The 17,371-nt window shown below is 41.8% G+C and carries 12 protein-coding genes; 7 read left to right on the plus strand and 5 right to left on the minus strand.

Translation table 11 applies throughout. The features are described from left to right. Positions 1–151 precede the first annotated feature (151 nt). The gene (locus BCY91_RS07755; protein ID WP_120181383.1) at positions 152–781 is read left to right on the plus strand and encodes a DUF2652 domain-containing protein; all 630 of its coding nucleotides are present in this window, start codon (positions 152–154) and stop codon (positions 779–781) included. On the opposite strand, the gene BCY91_RS07760 is transcribed toward BCY91_RS07755, so the two are convergent. Then, the gene (locus BCY91_RS07760) at positions 765–1,958 is read right to left on the minus strand and encodes a Pycsar system effector family protein (RefSeq protein WP_120181384.1); all 1,194 of its coding nucleotides are present in this window, start codon (positions 1,956–1,958) and stop codon (positions 765–767) included. The genes BCY91_RS07755 and BCY91_RS07760 overlap by 17 nt on opposite strands. A gap of 89 nt (positions 1,959–2,047) precedes the next feature. Here BCY91_RS07760 and BCY91_RS07765 point away from each other — a divergent pair, with 89 nt between their 5' ends. The 4 genes from BCY91_RS07765 to msrA all read left to right on the plus strand — a co-directional run bounded on the left by BCY91_RS07765 (position 2,048) and on the right by msrA (position 8,417). Next, complete coding sequence (locus BCY91_RS07765; RefSeq protein WP_147387921.1) at positions 2,048–2,935, plus strand: SdiA-regulated domain-containing protein; 888 nt, start codon at positions 2,048–2,050, stop codon at positions 2,933–2,935. Then, positions 2,936–6,685 (plus strand): metallophosphoesterase, encoded by a 3,750-nt coding sequence (locus BCY91_RS07770; RefSeq protein ID WP_120181386.1) that lies wholly within the window; start codon positions 2,936–2,938, stop codon positions 6,683–6,685. A 170-nt stretch (positions 6,686–6,855) separates the two neighbouring features. Continuing rightward, positions 6,856–7,809 (plus strand): L-histidine N(alpha)-methyltransferase, encoded by a 954-nt coding sequence (locus BCY91_RS07775; RefSeq protein WP_245989032.1) that lies wholly within the window; start codon positions 6,856–6,858, stop codon positions 7,807–7,809. A gap of 53 nt (positions 7,810–7,862) precedes the next feature. Continuing rightward, positions 7,863–8,417, plus strand: a complete 555-nt coding sequence (gene msrA / locus BCY91_RS07780) for a peptide-methionine (S)-S-oxide reductase MsrA (RefSeq protein ID WP_120181387.1) — start codon at positions 7,863–7,865, stop codon at positions 8,415–8,417. On the opposite strand, the gene ybeY is transcribed toward msrA, so the two are convergent. Genes ybeY through BCY91_RS07795 form a run of 3 tightly spaced genes read right to left on the minus strand, consistent with a single transcriptional unit; the run spans position 8,414 to position 12,602 of the window. Then, entirely contained in the window at positions 8,414–8,845 is a 432-nt protein-coding gene (gene ybeY, locus BCY91_RS07785) for an rRNA maturation RNase YbeY (RefSeq protein ID WP_120181388.1), read from the minus strand. The two genes, msrA and ybeY, sit on opposite strands and share 4 nt — an antisense overlap. After that, positions 8,845–9,252, minus strand: a complete 408-nt coding sequence (locus BCY91_RS07790; protein ID WP_120181507.1) for an ATP-binding protein — start codon at positions 9,250–9,252, stop codon at positions 8,845–8,847. The genes ybeY and BCY91_RS07790 overlap by 1 nt, the downstream gene beginning before the upstream one ends. A gap of 26 nt (positions 9,253–9,278) precedes the next feature. Then, the gene (locus tag BCY91_RS07795) at positions 9,279–12,602 is read right to left on the minus strand and encodes a DUF4175 family protein (RefSeq protein WP_120181389.1); all 3,324 of its coding nucleotides are present in this window, start codon (positions 12,600–12,602) and stop codon (positions 9,279–9,281) included. A gap of 223 nt (positions 12,603–12,825) precedes the next feature. Here BCY91_RS07795 and BCY91_RS07800 point away from each other — a divergent pair, with 223 nt between their 5' ends. Together BCY91_RS07800 and BCY91_RS07805 are read left to right on the plus strand one after the other, a co-directional pair. Beyond that, positions 12,826–13,692, plus strand: a complete 867-nt coding sequence (locus BCY91_RS07800) for an OmpA/MotB family protein (RefSeq protein WP_120181390.1) — start codon at positions 12,826–12,828, stop codon at positions 13,690–13,692. Positions 13,693–13,879: 187 nt separating this feature from the next. Next, positions 13,880–15,355: a catalase gene (locus BCY91_RS07805; RefSeq protein WP_120181391.1), complete on the plus strand. Its 1,476-nt coding sequence runs from the start codon at positions 13,880–13,882 to the stop codon at positions 15,353–15,355. 452 nt (positions 15,356–15,807) lie between these two features. On the opposite strand, the gene egtB is transcribed toward BCY91_RS07805, so the two are convergent. Then, a complete protein-coding gene (gene egtB, locus BCY91_RS07810) occupies positions 15,808–16,974 on the minus strand; it encodes an ergothioneine biosynthesis protein EgtB (RefSeq protein ID WP_120181392.1) in 1,167 nt (388 codons plus the stop codon). Positions 16,975–17,371: the final 397 nt, after the last annotated feature.

Raw genomic sequence — 17,371 nt, forward strand, 5'->3', positions numbered from 1 at the left:
TTTAGAACATACAAAGCGGTATAGGTTACCGCTTTTTTTTGTGGTGTTGCTTTTGCATAACATCAAATATTAAAACCAATTGGCTAAGCGATAGAATATTTTTGTTTTATTTGCAGCCACAAAAATCACGTTAAAGCGCTCATTATCAAAAATGAATAAAAAATCTGCGGTTCCTGTTTTCTTTTGCATACCAGACATCACAGGTTTCACCCGTTTTGTAACCACTACAGACGATGCCGACTTTGCCAACCGGGTTATAAGTACCGTGTTGAACAAAGTTGCCGAAGCCAATATTTTGGCGATGGACATTGCCGAGATAGAAGGCGACGCCATTTTTTTCTTTAAAATTGGGCGATTGCCTGCCATAAAAAAAGTCGCCCAGCAATGCCAGCTCATTTATGAAGTTTTTTTAGACGCTATTTCAGGTTTTGAGCAAACCGACCCGGATTTGTACCATAAATATTTATCGGCAAACCAGCTTGGGATGAAGGTGATAGTGCACCACGGCCAGGTTACCCCAACAAAAATTGGCAAACGGACCAAATTAATGGGCGAGGATGTTATTTTAGCGCACAAACTTTTGAAAAATAGCGTGGTTGATCCGTGCTATATCTTACTTACCCAAAAATATTTAGTCAAGCTAAAAGATAAAAAAGTGGTTAAAACCTGGTTTAACTGGGATAGGTTAAAACATGGGAAAGATGAGTACGAGCATTTCGGAATTGTAGAATATGCGTACATCTCTTTACCCGATTGTAAACCGCTTAGTAAGAGTAAATAATTATCCCGATAAAGCCTACGGCACACAAAATTAAGCCGGCCATAAATATATTGTAGGACCAGGTGAGCAATTTATACTTCTTCACCAATACACCGCCCAGATGGTAAATGTCTACCGACATGCTATCATACAACTCGTTTTTCTCGCCTTTTAAAGCCCTAATCTGGTCCACAAACTCTTTCAGTTTAATTTGCGAAAAGTTGCCGAAGAACAGAATGCTGCTGTTTTTGTTGCTTAGCTCGTATTTTTCTTTAGATGTGATATTGGGCCTTGCCGATAAAATAGCGAAAGTTACCGATACCAAACTGCTTACTACCAGCAATAACATCGGGAATACAAAACGCATGTGTTTAAAATCTTGCGAATCGGCAAAGGTGTAGCCCGAACCAAAAAGCGTGATAATTACGGAAACCACAATGGTGTTGATGCTGATCATGATATTCGCTTTTTGATCGGCCATGGAACTTAAATCCATGTGGTAACCGTAAACAGAACGGAAAAGCGTCTCAATCCCCCGGCCTTCTTTAGCCAATTTAGCGGCGGTGCTGTCTTTTTTAAGCTGTACTTTATACTGGTCGGTTTTAAGTTTTTCTATCAGCTTCCTTTGTTGCTCGATGTTTTTCTCGCGCCGTTTTCCGTACAGTTCAAGCGCCGGTTTTGTTTTAAACCTCTTTCTTATCAGAAAATCAAGCTGTAGCTCGGCCCATTCCCGGCTATCATAAATCTTGTTGTTTATTTTTTCCCACTCGCAGCGCAATAATTCGGCACGTTCGCTAAAATTCTTTTTACCAATGCTAATGTAATCCGCGTCATGCAAAATTTCCTCTAATAAACCCTCGGATAAATGCCCATAACGGGTACTCAAAATCAGCTGTTTAATCTTTTCAAAACGGCTGTTTTCCAATTTGTTCCCAAAATAAGCTTTCAAAATATTTACGCTCTCTTCCTCGTGGTTTTCATAGTTTTTGGTGTATCCGGTATCATGAAACCAAGCTGCCACAATAACATTCTCAAAATCCTCGCTCGGCAAGTTTAGCGCCTCGGATAGTTCCTTGGCGGCAGCAACGGTTTGCGTGGTGTGCGCAAAATTATGGTATAAGAGATCCTCGGGCAGTTTTTCTTTAAACAGCTCAAATATGTATTTCTCAATTTCTTCTTCGGCAAATAGCTTGTTCATATAATTTTTGTCAAATAGCGAAAGAATCTAATGGTATAGGTTTTGATTATTTGTTCATCATAAACTGGTTAACAAATTTAAATCCAAAAATGAACAAACTCTTACTAGCTTTCTTAATTATCGCCTGCGCATCTTGCAAAAACAAAAAGGAAAGGGACGAGCGCAAAGGACCGGTTTTAGATTCGGTAAGCAATGTAATTGAGGTGCCAAAGGATTTGAAAGAAATTTCGGACCTCACTTTTGTGAGCGATAGTTTGGTAGCCGCCATTGAGGACGAAAAGGGTATCCTGTATTTTTTTGATTTAAGCAGCAAGAAGATTGTGCGCGAATTTGTGTTTGCCGATGATGGCGATTACGAAGATCTGGCGCAAAAAGGAGATACCATGTACGTGGTTAAAGCTAACGGTACCATCTATGAGATTGCGAAATTCATGAGCGAGCATCCGCAGGTAACTTATTACAAAACGCCTTTAAAATCTAAACATGATGTGGAAGGCTTGGCGTACGACGCTAAAAATAACCGCTTACTGCTCTCGGTAAAAGAGAAAAATCTGGACAAAAACCACGACGAAAAAGAATTTAAGTCTATTTATCAGTTCACTTTAAAAGATATGAAGTTCCATGAGGAACCTGCCATCAAAATTTATTTGAAAGATATTGAAGCACAATTTAAAGGAGATGAGCTGCTGGAAGCATCAAAAGATTTCTTAAAAGCAATAGGCAACAAAAACCTGAACGAGGTAATTAAGCCATCAGCACTTGCTTTTCACCCAAAAACTGGGCAACTGTATGTGTTGTCATCCATCAACAAATTCATTTTAGTACTAAACGCGGATGGAAGTTTTTCTTCTGTGAAGCGCTTTAATGGCGCAGAATTTATACAGCCCGAAGGGATTGCTTTTAACGCTAAGAACGAATTGTACATTTCTAACGAGGGGCGCAACAAAAAAGGAAACATCGTAAAATTAATTGACTAAATGCGTAAAATATACATCTACTTAACCGCAGGGCTTATCACAGCCCTTTTTTATACTTCGTGTACTACTTATAAACCTTTTTATGCCAAAAGTGAGCGCGATTGGCAAAAGGCAAATAATCCGGATTCTTTGACGCTAGATTATACCGTTTTTCTAATCGGTGACGTGGGCAATCCTTCGCTTAGCAAACAAGAGCCTACCTTAAAACTGATGGAAAGCCAAATTTACCGACTGGATACGGTGATTAACAAAAACACAGGCGATACGGTAATCAACAAATTATCCAGCAAAAAAGACGCGGTAATATTTATGGGCGATAATATTTACGAGCATGGAATGCCCGAGCCGGATGCCAGCGACCGCAAAGAAAAAGAGAAAAAGATTATTGAGCAGATGAAGGTGGTGGAGAATTTTGAGGGCAAAAAGATTTTTATTCCCGGCAACCACGATTGGAACCGTAGCGGATACGGTGGTTTAGAAGCCGTTAAACGGCAGGAGGCTTTCGTAGAAAATTATTTAGACAGTGCTGATGTTTTTATTCCGAGTAACGGATGCGCGGGTCCGGTAGAAATACAGATGAACGGGAACCTGGTAATCATCGCCATAGATAGCGAGTGGTGGCTAACCAAGCACGACCGCTCTGACCGTTACGAAGAAGGTTGCTCTGTTGAAAATGAAAATCAGCTGATAGCGCAAATTAAAGACATCGTGCTGCGCAACAAAAACAAAAACATTGTTTTTACCATGCACCATCCGCTATTCTCTAACGGTAAGCACGGAGGCTATTTTACGCTGTTAGACTATATGTTCCCTTTAACCCTGGTTTATCCTAACGCTTACATCCCTTTGCCGGTAATTGGCTCTATTTATCCGCTAATGCGGCAGTATGGGCTTTCTAGGCAAGATATATCCAATAAAAAATACCAGCGTTTAAGAAACGAGCTGATGGCTTTGTTTGAAGAAAAGCCCAATATTGTGGTAGCGTCGGGACACGAACATGCCTTAATGCTGACAAAATTTAAAGGTCAAAATTACATAACCAGTGGCGCCGGCAGTAAAAATAGCGCTTTGTTTAAAGGTAACGATGCACTTTTTGGTCACGGCACAAAAGGCTTTGCACGTTTAAATTACTATAAAAATGGCCAGTGCTGGGTGGAGTTTTGGGAACCCGAAGGCGATGGGAGCAAAGGCAAGTTGGTGTACCGTTCGCCACTCTATGCTTTGCCGGCAACCAAACAAAAAGTTAGGCAAGAAGCCCTAACCAACTACGCCGATTCTACTAAAACAATGGCCGTTGGCGCACACTATAAAGCATCTGGGTTTAAACAATGGCTTTTTGGCGAGCACTACCGCTCGGTTTGGGCAACGCCGATAGAAATTCCGTATTTGGATTTAACCAAGTTTGCCGGCGGCCTTACGCCTTTGCAATTGGGTGGCGGCAAGCAAACCACTTCTTTAAGGTTAGAAGGGAAAGATAAAATCCAGTACCAGTTCCGCACCATTGATAAAAACCCATCGGCGCTGTTGCCAGAAGGTTTGAGGCCAACCTTTGCCGGAGATTTTGTGCAGGATCAAATTTCATCTGCACATCCTTACGGTGCGTTGGTAATACCGGATTTAGCCGATGCCATTGGAGTTTTCCATACCAACCCGCAGGTGGTGTATATGCCTTACTCTAATCTTTTAGGGCCTTATATCCAGGAAGTGGGTGGCAGGGTAGGTATTATCGAAGTACGCCCAGATGAAGATTTATCTCAGTTTAAAGATTTCGGTTACACCAAAAATGCGGTGAGTACGCGTACCATGTACGAAAAAATCAGAGAAGACAATGATAATTCGGTAGATCAGCAAGCATTTTTGAAAGCACGGCTGTTTGATATGTTCATTGGCGATTGGGATCGCCACGAAGACCAATGGCGCTGGGCCGAGTTTGAGAAAAAAGGGAAAGGGGATTTGTATAAACCTATCCCACGTGATCGTGATCAAGCTTTTACAAAATTCGACGGCTTGCTGCCGCGCATTGCCAGCAAAGCCATTCCAGATATCCAATCTTTTGAAATGGAAATGCCCGATCCTAGAAAGCTTTCCATCGCCTCGCGCAATATGGACCGCAACCTGTTAAACGGGCTCACCTATTCTGATTGGATAGAAACCGCAACCTTTATGCAAGAAAACCTGACTGATGCGGTAATAGAAAAGGCGGTTGCACAAATGCCCGCCGCAGCTTACCAACTTACTGGCAAAGAGTTGATAGAAAAATTGAAATCGCGCCGGGGCCAACTGTTAGATGTAGCTAAAAAATATTACCGGGTTTTAGCAGACGAAGTAACCATTACCGGATCTAACAAATACGAATACGTGGAGGTGCAAAGAGGAAAAGACAGCACCGAAGTTACCATGTACAAAACCAAAAAAGACGGTAAAATTGACAAGAAAATTTACTGGCGGGTTTTTGATAATAACCTCACCCGCCGCATCAATTTTTATTTGTTAGATGAGAACGACAGTTTGGTGGTGAGAGGAGAATCCAGCAGGCCTATTAAAATTACCGTGGTTGGCGGTCCACAGAAAGACTATTTAGCCGATGAAGGCGAAAATGGCCGCACCGTGTTTTACGATACACCAAAAAACACCTTTGTAGATGGTGCCAACACACGCGTGTACGACTCAAACGGTACGTGGGTAAACGAGTTTATGCCCGATAATTTTGAGTATAATAAATCCAGCATTTTACCAAACGGCGATTATAAAAACTCTAAAGATGGTATTCTACTAGGCTTGGTTTATTTGAACAAAACTTCGGGGTTCCGCAAAACGCCTTGGGCTGCCGAACAAAAATTATCTTTATTGCACTCTGTACAAACCAAAGCCATTGTAGGGAAATACCGCGCAACTTTTTACTCGCTATTTGCCCATAAATACGATTTGGTGGCCAGTGCAAACTACGCGGGTCCTGCTTATAGCTTTAATTTTTACGGTTTAGGCAACGGCACTGCCAATATTAATGACGATATCGATTTTTACCGCGTACGTTCCGAAGCTTTTGACGCACAGCTTTATTTTCAACGCCGCATGTCGGATAAGGTGAAGTTCGGCATAGGTCCCGGATTTCAGTTTGTAAAAATTATCCAAAGAAATGAAGCTAATTATTTGGGCACGCAAACTTTCAACTATCAAAATCCTGGAAGGTTTGCCACGCTAAAATCTTATTTTAAAATCTCTTTGGTTGATAGCAAGCTTAAACCGCAAACCGGCTTAACTTGGGATAACACGGCAGACTATTACCATGAGTTGGCCGGCGATAAAGACCGTTTTGTGCGCTTAAGTACAGATTTATCCGCTTTTGGCACGCCAAACATAGGCTTGCCGCTAACCGTTGCTTTGCGTTTGGGTGCGCAAACCAACATTGGAGATTATAAGTTTTACCAAGCCAACAGCATTGGCAACAACGAAAATCTGAGGGGTTTCCGCAACCAGCGTTTTTCGGGCAAATCGGCTTATTACGCCAATTCAGAAGTGCGTTTTCCGGTGACTACTTTCCGCAGTTATATCCTCACCGGCGATTTTGGCTTGTACGGTTTTTACGACATTGCCAAGGTTAACAACAGCTTCCCCGAATCAAAAACTTGGCACCAAGGCTACGGACCAGGTTTGTGGATAAACCTTTATAACAAGTTTTTGGTGACTGCCGGTTACGGTTTCTCTAAAGAGAGCAAGCTAATATCCGTAGATCTTGGATTTAGATTTTAGTGCACGATGATTGCTAATAGCAAGCAAAGCTTTGTTCACAGGTTTGATGACGAGATTATCGCAGACAAGATGTTTATGAACATGGATAAGTAAGAATTTGACAAATGCCTGGGTTATGATTTCTGTCTGTTGCGTGCAGGGCTTCATCACCAAAAAAACAAAATAAGCAGATGAAAAACATGCCCAATACCTTTAAAAAAGATGTAATTGTAGGACTAAGTGCCAAAGAAAAGTACCTCTCTTCAAAATATTTTTATGATGATGAAGGCAGCCGTATTTTCAAAGAAATTATGGAGATGGCCGAGTACTATCTGAGCGATTGCGAATACGAAATTTTGGCCACCCAAGCAGATAAGATTTTTGAAAGTTTGGCCTTTGACCAACCCTTTAACATCATAGAACTGGGTGCCGGTGACGGTGCCAAAACCTTTAAACTTTTGGAGTTTTTGCTGAGCAAAGGCGTCAATTTTGATTATATCCCAATTGATATTTCGCAAGAGGCCATGAATATGCTTAGCCAACAACTGCAAAAGAATTTGCCTTCGCTTAAAATAAAACCTGCCGTAGGCGATTATTTTGAAGTACTTGGTCAATTGAAGAAAACAAATAAACATCAAAGCTTGTTACTTTTTTTGGGAGGCAATATTGGTAATTACCCCAAAGAAGAAGCTTTTAGGTTAATGGATTTGTTTAACCAATCTATGAAAGCCGGCGATAAGCTATTGATGGGGATTGATTTGCAGAAGAACCCCCAGGTTATTTATCAGGCTTATTCGGATCCGCATGGCATTACCAAGCGCTTTAACTTAAATTTGCTTAAGCGGATGAACCGTGAGTTGGGGGCAAACTTCAATTTAAACGAATTTGATTTTTATTGCTACTACAATCCACGCAATGGCGAACTGCTTAGCTATTTGGTAAGTTTGAGCGACCAAGAAGTGCGCTTGGCAAACACCGATTTTAGTTTCCATTTTGCTAAAGATGAACTGATTTGGACAGAGCAATCAAAAAAATACTCATTTAAAGAGATAGATATGTTGGCTAAGCATAGCGGTTTTGAAGTTAGTCACCGTTTTATGGACAGCAAACGTTATTTTACAGACAGTTTGTTCGTTAAAAAGTGAAAAGTAAAAAGTAAAAAAATCAAAAAGGTAAATCACAATCAAAAAGGGTTAAGATGGCAGAGCAAATAGAAGTGACAACTTTGGCTGGCGGGTGCTTTTGGTGTACCGAGGCCGTAATGCAAAGGTTAAAAGGAGTTTTAAAGGTAGAGTCGGGTTACGCAAATGGCTTAATCCCTAACCCAAGTTATGAGATGGTTTGCAGTGGCGTTTCTGGCTATGCGGAGGTGGTGCAAGTAACCTTTGATGCGTCTGTCATCAGTTATGCGGATTTATTGAAGGTTTTTATCACCAGTCATGATCCTACCAGCTTAAACCGCCAAGGGGCAGATGCGGGTACGCAGTACAGATCGGGCATTTATTATCATAACGAAAGCCAGAAAGAAGTAGCTGAAAAGGTTTTAGCAGAACTGGCGCCGGTGTACAGCAAACCTATCGTTACCGAGCTGGAGCCCTTACACAATTATTTTTCGGCCGAAGGCTACCATCAAAATTATTATAACCAAAACCGCTACGCCGGCTATTGCAGGGCGGTAATAGATCCTAAGGTAAATAAGCTGAGGGCTACTTACGCGCAGTTGTTAAATAAAGAAGCTTTAGAGGAAGATTAGAAATTGCGTTTTGCCAGATACTCATCTTCTTTGGCAGTCATCTGCTTTTTATCGTTCGGGTTTTTGTCTTTATAACCCAGCAAATGCAAGGTGCTGTGCGCCATTACGCGGTGCAGCTCATCAACGCTTTTGCTTTTAAAGGTTTTGGCATTATCGCGCACACGCTCAATGCTGATGAAAATATCGCCCACAATTAGGCCGTCTTTATCAGAGTTGTCAAAGGTGACGGTATCCGTGTAAGTATCGTGGTTTAAATATTCCTGATTAATTTTTAGCAGGTAATCATCAGAACAAAAGATGAAATTCAGTTCGCCAAGCTGGTGCTTTTCCGCATTTATCATGTCGCTCAACCACACACGTAATGCGCCAACCTTTTTAGGTTTAAACGGCGTTTCTTCAGAAAAAAAATAAATAGCGGTGGCGCTCATTAATATCTAAAGTGCAGTTCTACCTCGTTGCCGCGTGTGTTAAAAATGCACTGGTCTGCCAAACGTTTCATAATAAATACGCCACGGCCGGTTAATTTTTCTAAATTTTCTATATCGGTAGGGTCCGGGATATTGTTAAAATCAAAGCCTTCGCCTTCATCAGTAATGGTAAAAACCAACCGCTTATTTAAAATCACATCCAAATTAACATAAACCTTTTTGTTGGGGTCTTGCTTGTTGCCGTGGTAAATAGCATTGGTTAAAGCTTCATTTAGGCAGGTCATTAAATTGGCGTAAACATCTTCACCAATCCCGAGTTTTTGCACAAGGTCATCAATAAAATTTTCCAGCACGGCAACGCTTTCGCTATTTGATGGCAATTGAAGAGAATATAACTCGTTATCCATGATTGTCTCTGTGAAATTGTTCATACTTACTCTCCCAAATTTAATGTTTTAAAGTATTCCGTTATTTTATTCCTGTAAAAATAATTCAAGGTTGGCGGCAAGGTTTTAATCTGCTGCAATTCCTTGGCTTTCATTTTTCGGTAGTCTTCCAAAATTAAGTTATAATTCGGAGAAAATTCTTTCCCCGCTTTACTTTCTCTTTTCTCGTCCTGCTCCCTTTCTCGCTCTGCTTTTTCGGCTTCCAGCAGTCTGGTTTGTATTTCCTGCTGTCTGGTTATCGCTTCTTGTGTAATACGTCTGTTTACGAGATCGGTCTCCGTTTGTTCCATTTGTTTCATTATTTTTTCCAAATTGCCCAAACTTCCTTTGCCGTCTTTGTTCAAATTATTGTTAATCTCTTGCAAAGCCTGCCGTATCATTTGCTGTTGTTGCGCCATTTTTGCCAAGCTTTCCGAGAGTTCTTTAGAGCCTTTTTGCCCCGGTTTTATACCTTGCTGTTGCATGGCATCTTTAGCCTTTTGCATATTTTGGTTCAGCTGTTTTTGCATTTCAGAAAGTTGGCCTAAGCTGGGCTGAGGCTTGCCGCCTTTACCGCCAGATTTTGCGTTTTTCATGGCGTTTTGCAATTGCTGCAAAGCTTCGCTTAACATTAAAGCCAAGTTGTTGATGCCCGTAAGTGCATATTGCTGGCTGCGGTTTGCTTCGGCAATTTGTTGTTCGGTAATTTGCTCAATGGCGGTATTTATTTGCTGGTTAATTTGCTGTATCTCTTTATTTACCGTTGCTTGTATCTGCGGTACTACCTTGCTTAAGCTGTACAGGCTGTCTTCCACAATTTTTAGATTCTCTTTAATCTCCAGCTGTTTTTGTCCCAACTTTAGAAAACCCGGATCGCCCGGGTTGGCTTTTGAAAAATCAAGCATCAGCTTTTCCTGGTCAAAAGAGGTCTTCAACAAATTCTTTAAAATCATACGCAACTGGCGCTCGCTCACCATATTTTCTTGCTCCATGCCTCCTTGCATATTGCTTTGGAGCTTCTGCGCCAGCTGCTGCATTTTTTCTGATGCATTGCGCTGAGATTTTGATGCGCCCTGCTTTTGGTTTTTGTCTAAATTTTGTTGTGCATCGTCCAAATCTTTATCAATTGCGTCTAGGTCTTTTTGCTCTAGCCCCAATTCTTGCGGATTTTCCAGCAATTCATTTTCTTTCTTAACGTCTTTTAAGTCCTTTTTAATATCGTTAAAATCTTTTTGCAGCTGTTGTTGCTCTTTTTTTAGCTCCTCGGCCGGTTTTGATTTATTGCCGCTCAGCTGTTCTTGCTTTTTCGCAAGGTCCTGCAACTTGTCAATGGTGTTAGTTAGTTTTTGCTCAAGTGCCAGCTTTTTGTAAAGCTCCAAAATGCGGTCTAATTCTTTTTGTAAAGATTTATTGTCCATTTGCATCTTCTGCAGCTCGCTTTGGCTCATTTCTTTCTGGTTTTTTTCTACCAGTTTCTGTAAGTTTTGCAGCAGCTCTTTGGTTTTATCGTCCAGCACATTTTCAAATAAATCTTGTATCTGCTTCTGTTTTTCTAGTAAAGCCTCATTTTGCTCGCGCAATTCTTTAGATTGTTCTAAATTCTGCTTACCCTCTTTTTGGATGTCTTCCACCAGTTTTTCCAGCTCTTTCTTTTGTGCTATCAGCTGATCAATGCGTTTCTTTTGCTCGTAATCCAGGTTTTTCTGTTGCAATAAATCCTGACTTAATTTTTTGGTTTCTGTTTGTATTTTCTCGGCTTTTCTAATGGCCTGCTCCATTTTATTTTGGATGCTTTCGGTGCTTTTTTCTAAGCTGTTCAGCTGTTCTGTTTTGCTGGGCAAGCGGTAAACGCGCGTGGCCGATCGGGTATGTTTAGCTCCCTGGACACCGTCGTTATCTGCCACATCAAAATAATAGCTAATTTCTTCGCCCGGTAAAATGCCTACTTGTTTTAAAGGCCAAGCGTGTAAAAAGGTGCTCTGTAAAAGATGTTTGTCAAACTTAATGGCAGTTTCAAAAGCCTTTCCTTTCCGTTTCGCATCGCTTGTTTTGCTAATTTGGTAGTGGAACTTCAATTGGCTAAAGCCATAGTCGTCGCTAATTTTCCCTATAAAGTAAAGCACGTTTACGTTTGCCGAATCGGGCTTTTCTTCCACCTCAATTTTGGGATACTGGTCTTTGATAATGTTTAGCGCATAACTCACCGAATCATAAACCGGCGAATCTGCATTGCTAAAAGCCAAAGCGTAAGTTCCGGTTTTCATCAGCCTATGCTCAACTATAAAGGCATTTTTTTTCTGCGGTTCTGCGTTTTGTGCTATCCCGTTTAACGAGAGCAAAAACTTTTTTACATGCTCTGTTTCAACAAAAAACCTAGCTATGGTGCCTTCCGGAACGGTCAAATCGCCGGGGTTTTTTAGCATTTCCTTTGCTTTGCGCAGATAAGCTGGATATTGCAAGTTAACCGAGTAGGAGAGCAGTTTCGGCTTTGCCTGCACGGCCACGGTAAATTCATCAGAAGAAAATTCGCCGGCCTGCAAGCGGTAATTTTTGGTGTTCTGCAAATTTTTAAAATCGTAACTAAAGTGTATAATATCTTTTTTATCCAGCTTAAAAATATGGGCGCCGTCTATCAAATACACTTCGGCCGGAATTTGTTCTCCGCTCATCATCACCTCTAAACTTAAATCATCGCCCTGCCTTACGCTTAGGTTTTTATTGAGGATATTAAACTGAAATGGCGCTTTCTTTTTATAAAACACCTGGTGGTTGATAATACGCTGGCTGCCCTGTTTTAAAATGCTGGGCGTAGCAAAAGCCATAACTAAAACCACAAAAATGGGCACCAGCGCATAAACCAAATATTTTTTGTTTTGGCCAAGGTTTACCGCTTTAATAAAAGGGATAGGTTTAAAATTGTTGATACGCTGTTCAATACTGGCCTCAATTAAATCGCGCTGTTCTGGGTTTTCCTCTGCTAATTGATGCAGCTCTAGGGTGTTTAACAGGCGATCTTTAATTTGCGGAAAATGCTGGCCAATAATTACGGAAGCCTGTTGATGGTTAATGTGTTTGCCTAAACGGAAATAAGCGGCCAAATGCCGGGCTATCAGCATCCACAATAATACCAGCTGGGTTACAATAAAGCCATAGAAAATAATGCTGCGCGTTACAATAGCAAAATAGCCATAATACTCAGAAACGGTAAAAATTAAAAAGCTGATGACAAAGATGGCGGTCCACCAAATTAGGCCTCTTACCATTTTGTTTAAATAGTATCGCCTAACAAAATCATCTATTTTGCTTAATAATTGTAGGTAGCCCGCGCTCATGCTTTAAAGCCTAAACTTAATAAACAGCCTGCTATTGCACAAATCCTCTAAAAAAATTAGGCAAGCTTAAAAAAGATTGCATCCGTTTGGGGTAAAAGCTTCATTCTGAGGCGTATTTAAAAACAGACAGTCAACAGGCTTTACCTGTATTTAAACGGCATTTGGGGCATTTTGCACAACTATTGTAGTTTGCAGAGCATTAAAGAAATTAAAATTCAGAGTTATGAAAGGAAAATCAATATTGACAGTGGCAGGCATAGCTTTAATTATGGCCTCTTGCTCGGCTCCGCGTAAACTGAGAGAGGCGCAAGCCGAAAACAGACGTTTAGACAGTTTGTACCGCGATTTGCAAAACCAGTTGCTGGCCTGCGAAAACGCGCGCAAAAGCAGTGCATCTGATTATGAGATGCGCATTAAAAATTTAAATGATCAACTGGAGAATGTTAAGACCAGCAATAACCAAATGGTTAACCAGCTGAAAGATTTGTCGGTAATTTCGGGCAAACAGGCCGAAAGCATTAACAAATCATTGGAAAACATTGGTGCTAAAGACAGCTACATCCGCGATTTACAATCGGCTATAGCCCGAAAAGATTCGCTAAACATGGCTTTGGTGATGAACCTGAAAGGAGCCATCGGAAACTTGGATGATAAAGACATTAATATCAAAGTAGATAAAGGCGTGGTATATATTGATATTTCTGATAAACTGTTGTTTAAAAGCGGCAGTTATGAGGTTAACGAGGGTGCCAAAACCGTGTTAGGAAAAGTAGCTAAGGTATTGCTTAACCAGCCTGATATCGAATTTATGGTGGAAGGCCATACGGATAACGTTCCGTACAAATCTAACGGGGTACTGCTAGACAATTGGGATTTAAGCGTAAAACGTGCAACCTCTGTGGTGCGGATATTACAAAACCAATACAACATTCCGCCAGCTAAAATGACTGCTGCCGGACGTGGCGAATATGTGCCGGTGAGCACTAACAGTACTGCCGAAGGCAAAGCTGCCAACAGAAGAACACGTATTGTGATTTTACCACAGTTAGATCAGTTTTTTAAATTACTGGAAACCCCACAGAGAAGATAATTTTCAGGTGGTAACTAAAAAAGGGCATCCCGAAAAATTTGGGATGCCCTTTTTGTTTTTCAAGCAAAAAAAGCTATATTAATACACTCAAACCCAATTATAGACAAAAGCTATATCCGATAAATATTATCGCTTTTTTTCGGCTAAGCTTTAGCCTTAGCTTTGGTTACACCTTAAATAATTGAACATGGATAATCAACAAAACAAAAAGTTAACAACACGCACCGGAACGCCTGTTCCAGACAATCAAAACATCCAAACCGCTGGCGTGCGCGGTCCCGCTTTATTGCAGGATTTCTGGTTTTTAGAAAAAATGGCGCACTTCGACCGTGAAGTTATCCCCGAGAGGCGTATGCACGCAAAGGGCTCTGGCGCTTTTGGCACCTTTACCGTAACGCATGATATTACGCAATACACCATGGCCGATTTATTTTCGGAAATTGGAAAACAGACAGACATGTTCGTGCGTTTTTCTACCGTTGCCGGAGAGCGTGGCGCAGCAGACGCCGAGCGCGATATACGCGGTTTTGCCATGAAGTTTTACACCAAGCAAGGTAATTGGGATTTGGTGGGCAACAATACACCGGTATTCTTTTTCCGCGACCCTATGAAATTCCCAGATTTGAACCACGCCGTAAAAAGAGACCCACGTACCAACCTGCGTAGTGCGGATAATAACTGGGATTTTTGGACACTTTTGCCAGAAGCTTTGCACCAAATCACCATCGTAATGAGCGACCGCGGGATTCCGAAAAGTTATCGCCACATGCACGGCTTCGGTAGCCATACCTTTAGCTTAATTAACAAAGATAATGTGCGCCATTGGGTAAAGTTCACCTTTAAGTCGCAACAGGGCATCGAGAATTTGACCAACGAAGAGGCCGTGCAGATTATAGGTACGGATAGGGAATCGCATCAGCGGGATTTGTTTGACAATATTGAGCAAGGCAACTTCCCGAAATGGAAAATGTACATCCAAGTAATGACGGAAGAGCAGGCGCAAAACCACCCGCAAAACCCTTTCGACTTAACTAAAGTTTGGAAACATGCAGATTATCCGCTTATCCCGGTAGGGGAGTTTGAGCTAAACCGCAACCCCGATAACTACTTTGCCGATGTAGAGCAAGCCGCATTTAACCCGGCGCATATTGTTCCCGGCATCGGTTTTTCGCCTGATAGAATGTTACAAGGCCGTTTGTTCTCTTATGGCGATGCCCAGCGTTACCGTTTGGGCGTAAACAATGCTCAAATCCCGGTGAATTCGCCGCGTTGCCCTTACCACAGTTTTCACCGCGATGGGGCTATGCGTGTGGATGGCAATTTCGGCTCCGCCAAACATTACGAACCCAACAGTTTTGGCGAGTGGCAAGAGCAAACGCAATATAAAGAACCGCCTTTATCTTTATACGGCGATGCCGGCGCTTGGGACCACCGCGCAGACGACGATGATTATTACAGCCAACCGGGCGATTTGTTCCGTTTAATGACAGACGAGAAAAAAGAATTGCTTTTTAAAAACACCGCTGCCGAACTGGGCAATGCGCAAAAGTTTATTCAGGTAAGGCACATCCGTAACTGTTACAAGGCCGACCCTGCCTACGGCGAAGGTGTAGCTAAAGCTTTAAAATGGAGCATGGACGAGGTAAATACCTTTAAGCTATGACAGATTTTTATAGGAATGAAAGCCGTTTTCTAATTGAAGACGGCTTTTTTTATGTTCAGGTTTACGCTTTTGATGAAAACACGATAATATAACAACGGTTTGTGCGTGTTCTTTTACGTAAAAGAATATTGAGTGCGGGTATTTATGGAGCTTAACAGATCGTATATTCTTATGCGCTATGTTGAAAAATGGATTTATGCTCAGGTTATTATAACATTTTTTCAAATTACTAACAAACCATCGGCCGCGCGTTCGCTACGACGTAAGTAATATTGATGTATTTCTTCAATTTCTAATTGCGCTTTCGGCGATACAATTATTTTGAAAGGCATTTTTATCGAGTTAGTCGATTTAATGACTCTTCCAATTAGATATAAGAAGCTTGGCTTTCTTTCAGAAAATTTTGAGCAAATAAAAACAGACTATTCAATAAAAGTCAAAAGACGTCGTCCTTATTCCTTACTCCCCTCAGCCACCAACCTAATCCCGCTGTACATCCATCGCAAATGCGGATGAAAGAAATTTCTATAGGTGTGGCGTGCGTGCCCCTCGGGCGTAGCAATTGACGCCCCCCTCAACACTTTTTGGTTGACCATAAACTTGCCATTGTACTCACCGATAGCGCCTGGTGCCCTTTTAAATCCCGGATAGGGCAAATAAGCACTTTCTGTCCACTCCCAAAGCTTGCCCCATTTAAACTTTTCAGACGCAACCTCCCACTCGAATTCCGTAGGCAAACGCTGGTTTTTATATGCCGCAAAAGCGGCCGCCTCGTAATAACTCACATGGCACAGCGGTTCTTTTAAGTTTAAAGCTTGTAACCCACCCAAGCCGTATTTCAGCCATTTTCCGTCGACAATGTGCCAATATAGGGGTGCATTTATGTTATTGTTGCGCACCCAGTCCCAACCTTCGGCATGCCAATAATTAAAATTTTGGTAGCCTCCCGCATCTATAAATTCTAAAAACTCGCCATTGCTCACCAGGTTAGTTGCAATCTCAAAATCCTGCACATAAACTTTATGACGGTTCAGCTCATTATCAAAACAAAAGCTTTCGCCGCCGTTAAAACCTACCTCGTAAACACCCTCTTCAACCGCCACATAGCCGGGTTGGCTGTTTGTCAGGTTGCGCTCTATGTTTTCTGGGGCATAAGCCGGAAAAAGAGGGTTATGTCCCAAAATATATTTGATATCGTAACAAAGTAATTCTTGGTGCTGTTGCTCGTGGTTTAAGCCTAGTTCCAGCAGCGGAAGCAGTTCGGGTTTAAAATCGCAACGCAAAAAATTGTTCATGGCCTCGTCCACATAGGCGCGGTAGCGGTAAACGTCTATCACAGTTGGTCTGCTTAAATTGCCACGGTCCGTACGTATAACCCGCGCGCCAACGCTTTCATAATAGCTGTTAAAAACGAAATTATAATCTGCATTAAACGCCTTGTATTGAGGCACGTGTGGCAGTAAAATAAAGGTTTCAAAAAACCATGTGGTGTGGCCCAAATGCCATTTAGGCGGACTAACATCCACCACCGGTTGCACCACGTAATCTTCTGTTTGCAATGGTTCGCAAATGGCTTCGGTATTTTTTCTTATGCTTAGGTATTTCTCTGATAAATTCATAGGTTTTAATCTTGTTTACTGTGTTTAGGCAAATTTTGATGAAGCTTTCCGCCTTTCGCTTTCCGCCTTTCGCCTTCGGGCCTCCACCTTATAATGGCGTTCCCTACGGTCGGCGTATGCCGCACTCCGCTTCGCTCCGGTTTTTTTGTGCGAAAAAAAAGCACAAAAAGAACAGGCTTTTTCCGGCGCCGGTGCTTTGCGCAAAAGCCTTGCTTTATCCGCCTAACGCAACCAATATTGCGCCAGAAAAATATTTAGATAAGTGTAGACTCTCCATTGATTACAGCGGGACGCTGCGACCAATGGAGCATTCGGCAGTAGTTGCTAGCACACGCGCCAGTGCGCAAGCTTAAGGTGTTTGGGTTTTATGGTTTTCTCCTGCATTTCTCCCACACTT

This window comes from Pelobium manganitolerans, from assembly GCF_003609575.1.
Lineage (GTDB): Bacteria > Bacteroidota > Bacteroidia > Sphingobacteriales > Sphingobacteriaceae > Pseudopedobacter > Pseudopedobacter manganitolerans.